Genomic DNA, 4266 nt, shown 5'->3' with positions numbered 1-4266 from the left:
GGCCGCCCGCGCCGACGGCGCTACACCCGCGCCGCCCGCGCCACACCCCCGCCGCCGCCTCACCCGCCCCACCGCAGCGCGCACGGTCGGCGGTTCGTCTCCGCCGCCTGCCGTGTCACTCCGCCCCCGCGTCCCCCTCCCAACACCCGCCCAGCCCGGGTGCCAGCCACCGTGGGGCCGTTGTCCGGAACTCCGCCGGGGGGCGGCGTCCCGCTCCCTCCGGTACCGAGCCCAGCAGGGGGGTGCCCGTGACGGCCGGGAGATCCGTGAGGTTGCAGCGGGCGGCGAGGTCCGGTTCGGCGGGTCGGCTGCCGATGACGACGCCCAGCGGGGTCAGCCCGCGCGCCCGCAGCTCGCGGACCGTCAGTTCCGTGTCGTTCAGCGTGCCGAGCCCGGCCCGAGCCACGACCAGGACCGGCGCGCCCAGCAGCCCGGCGACGTCCGCGAGCGTGCCGCCCACCGCGTCGAACCGGACGAGCAGCCCGCCCGCACCCTCCACGAGGACCAGGTCGTGCCGGGCGGCCAGCTTCCGCGCCGCCTCGGCGACCTCGGCGGGGCGCACCGGTTCCCGCCCGGCCCGCCGGGCCGCCGTCGCCGGGGCCAACGGGTCCGGATAGCGGGCCAGTTCCGCCGTGGTCACCGGGCCCGCCAGCCGGGCCACCTCCGCCGCGTCCCCGGGCTCCCCGGGCGCCACTCCCGTCTGCGCGGGCTTCAGCACTGCCACCGACCGGCCGGCCGCCAGGGCCGTCGCCGCGACGGCGGCGGTCACCACCGTCTTGCCGACCTCCGTGCCGGTCCCCGTGACGATCAAGACACCCATGTCACCGTCGGCACTCCTGTCACTGTTGGCGACCCTGTCGCCCCTGTCGCCGGTGTCGCCAGTGTCACCGTTGTCACCCACGTCGTCCCTCCCGTGCCGCCGCGCGCACCGCGCGGGAGATCCGGGCGACGTCCGCGTCGCCCGTGACGTACGGCGGCATCGTGTAGACGAGGTCGCGGAACGGCCGCAGCCACACCCCCTCGGCGCGCGCCGCGCGGGTCGCCGCCGCCACGTCCACCGGCCGGTCCAGCTGGACCACCCCGATCGCGCCGAGCACCCGGACGTCCGTCACCCCGGGCAGCGCGGCGGCGTCCGCCAGTCCCTCCCGCAGCCCCGCCTCGATCCGTTTGACCTCCGCGAGCCAGTCCTGCCCGAGCAGCAGCCCGATCGACGCGCAGGCCACGGCCGCCGCCAGCGGGTTGCCCATGAACGTCGGCCCGTGCGCGAGCACCGGCACCTCGCCGCGCGAGATCCCCTCGGCCACCCGGGACGTGCACAGCGTGGCCGCCATCGTCAGATAGCCGCCGGTCAGCGCCTTGCCGACGCACATCACGTCCGGCGCCACCGCCGCGTGCCCGGCCGCGAACATCGACCCCGTACGCCCGAAGCCGGTCGCGATCTCGTCGAAGACCAGCAGCACGCCGTACGCGTCGCACGCCTCCCGCAGCACGCGCAGATAGCCGGGGGAGTGGAACCTCATCCCGCCCGCGCCCTGCACGACCGGCTCGACGATCACCGCGGCCAGCTCGTCGGCGTGCCGCTCGACCAGTGAGCGCAGATGATCCGCGTACGACTCCTCGTACTCCGCGGGCGGCGCGTCCGCGAACACCTGGCGCGGCAGCACGCCGGACCAGAGCCCGTGCATCCCGCCCTCGGGGTCGCACACCGACATGGGCTGCCAGGTGTCCCCGTGGTAGCCGCCGCGCCAGGTCAGGAGCCGCTGCTTGCCGGGACGGCCGAGCGAACGCCAGTACTGCAGACACATCTTGACCGCGACCTCCACCGACACCGAACCGGAGTCGGCGAGGAACACGTGTTCCAGGCCGTCGGGTGCCAGATCGGCGAGCAGCTTCGCCAGCCGTACGGCGGGCTCGTGGGTGAGCCCGCCGAACATGACGTGGCTCATCCGCTCCAGCTGTCCGCGGGCGGCCTCGTTCAGCACCGGGTGGTTGTAGCCGTGGATCGCCGACCACCAGGACGACATCCCGTCGACGAGGTCGCCGGAGCCGTCGGCGGGCCGCAGCCGCACCCCGTTCGCCGAGGCGATGACGAGCGGCTCCGACCGGCCGGGCATCGGACCGTACGGGTGCCACACGTGCCGCCGGTCCAGTGCGAGCAGCTCGGCCACGTCACCCGCCGTGAGGTCAGGCATTGGGCGCCAGATCCGTGCCGGCACCGCGCCGGCGCACGGCCACCAGGTCCGTCCGCGCCGCCCCGGCGGTGCCGCCCGCCCGGTGCTCCGGCAGCGTCGTCCGGCCGGCGTCCTCCACCTCGAACCCGGCGTCCGCGATCATCTCCAGATCCGCCTTGCCCGCCTGGCCCTCACTGGTGAGGTAGTCGCCGAGGAAGAGCGAGTTGGCCAGGTGCAGGGCGAGCGGCTGGAGCGTCCGCAGGTGCACTTCGCGGCCGCCGGCGATCCGTACCTCGGCGTCCGGGCAGACGAACCGGGTCATCGCCAGGACGCGCAGGCACCGCTGCGGCGTCAGGTGCCACTCCCCGGCCAGGGGCGTGCCCTCCATCGGGATCAGGAAGTTGACCGGCACCGAGTCGGGGTCCAGCGCGCGCAGCGCGAACACCACGTCGACCAGGTCCTCGTCGCTCTCGCCCAGGCCCGCGATCAGCCCCGAGCAGGCGGACAGGCCCGCCGCGTGCGCCCGGCGCACCGTGTCGACCCGGTCGGCGTAGGTGTGCGTGGTCGTGATGTCGCCGTACGTCGCCTCGGAGGTGTTGAGATTGTGGTTGTAGGCGTCGGCGCCCGCCGCGCGCAGCCGCTCCGCCTGGCCGTCGGAGAGCAGCCCGAGGCAGGCGCAGACCTCCACGTCCTCGTTGCCCTCCTTGATGGCCCGGACGGTCTCGGAGACCCGGTCCACGTCCCGGTCGGTGGGGCCGCGCCCGCTGGCCACCAGGCACACCCGCTTGGCGCCGCCGGCCACGCCCGCGGCGGCGGCCTCGCGGGCCTCGCCGGGCTTGAGCCAGGTGTACTTGAGGATGCCGCTCTCGGCACCGAGCCGCTGCGAGCAGTACGAGCAGTCCTCCGGGCACAGGCCCGACTTCAGGTTGACGAGGTAGTTGAGTTTCACCCGCCGGCCGAACCAGTGCCGCCGCACCCTCCCGGCCGCCGCCACCACGTCGAGCAGCTCGTCGTCCGATGTGGCGAGGACGGCGAGCGCCTCCTCGCGGGTCGGCGGCTCGCGCCGCAGTCCTTTGTCCACCAGCGTTTTCAGCAGGTCCATGGAGGGCGATCCTGGCCCATGGACGGCCTCCGGCGAAAGGAGGCTTTCCACAACAGCGTCCTTTCGATCTGTGGGCATTGCCACACAGTGCACGGCTTGTCGCCCCGCTAGGGTCTGTTGACTGTCTACAACCATCCCGAGCGGAGGGAGATCCATGGCGTTCGGCTGGATCGACGCGCAGACCGAATCGCGCCGCCGCTCCGGGCTGCTGCGCGGCCTGCGCCCGCGCCCCGCCGACTCCCCGCTCCTGGATCTGGCGAGCAACGACTACCTGGGGCTGGCCCGGCACCCGGAGGTGACCGGGGCGGCGGCCCGTGCGGCGCGCGTCTGGGGCGCCGGCGCGACCGGCTCCCGGCTCGTCACCGGCTCGACCGAACTCCACACGGAACTCGAACGGGAACTCGCCGCCTTCTGCGGCTTCGAGGCCGCCCTCGTCCTCTCCTCCGGCTACGCGGCCAATCTGGCCGCCGTCACCGCGCTGGCCCCGCACGGCTCGCTGCTCGTGTCCGACGCCGGCAACCACGCCTCCCTCATCGACGGCTGCCGGCTGGCCCGCGGCACCGTACGGGTCGTGCCGCACGCCGACCCGGACGCCGTGCGCAAGGCGCTGGGGACCCGCTGCGGGCCCGCCCTCGCCGTGTCCGACACGGTCTTCTCGGTCGACGGCGACGCCGCCCCGCTGACCGGTCTCGCCGCGGCCTGCCGGGAGCACGGCGCCGGACTGCTTCTCGACGACGCGCACGGGCTCGGGGTGCTGGGCGAGGGCGGCCGGGGCGCCCCGTACGCCGCGGGACTCGCCGGCGCGGACGACGTGGTCGCCACGGTGACCCTGTCGAAGTCGCTGGGCGGCCAGGGCGGCGCGGTCCTGGGCCCGGCACGGGTGATCACCCATCTGGTCAACACGGCCCGGACGTTCATCTTCGACACCGGGCTCGCGCCCGCGGCGGCGGGCGGGGCGCTGGCGGCGCTGCGGCTGCTGCGCCGGGAACCCGG

4 protein-coding genes are annotated in these 4266 nt (G+C 75.0%); 1 reads left to right on the top strand and 3 read right to left on the bottom strand.

The features are described 5' to 3' along the window. Nucleotides 1-115: 115 nt before the first annotated feature. The 3 genes from bioD to bioB all read right to left on the bottom strand — a co-directional run bounded on the left by bioD (nucleotide 116) and on the right by bioB (nucleotide 3273). A complete protein-coding gene (gene bioD, locus UW392_RS03815) occupies nucleotides 116-820 on the bottom strand; it encodes a dethiobiotin synthase (protein WP_320773415.1) in 705 nt (234 codons plus the stop codon). Between the two features lie 73 nt (nucleotides 821-893). After that, complete coding sequence (locus UW392_RS03810) at nucleotides 894-2192, bottom strand: adenosylmethionine--8-amino-7-oxononanoate transaminase (RefSeq protein ID WP_320773414.1); 1299 nt, start codon at nucleotides 2190-2192, stop codon at nucleotides 894-896. Further along, nucleotides 2185-3273 (bottom strand): biotin synthase BioB, encoded by a 1089-nt coding sequence (gene bioB / locus UW392_RS03805; protein ID WP_320773413.1) that lies wholly within the window; start codon nucleotides 3271-3273, stop codon nucleotides 2185-2187. The genes UW392_RS03810 and bioB overlap by 8 nt, the downstream gene beginning before the upstream one ends. Nucleotides 3274-3427: 154 nt before the next feature. Between bioB and UW392_RS03800 the strand changes: the two genes are divergently transcribed. Then, nucleotides 3428-4266 (top strand): 8-amino-7-oxononanoate synthase (locus UW392_RS03800; RefSeq protein WP_320773412.1); only part of this gene is annotated, 839 nt, incomplete at its 3' end.

The sequence above is a fragment of the Streptomyces sp. CRN 30 genome (assembly GCF_034105845.1).
Note: the sequence above shows the minus strand (reverse complement) of the source record. Positions and strands in the feature narration are given on the sequence as shown.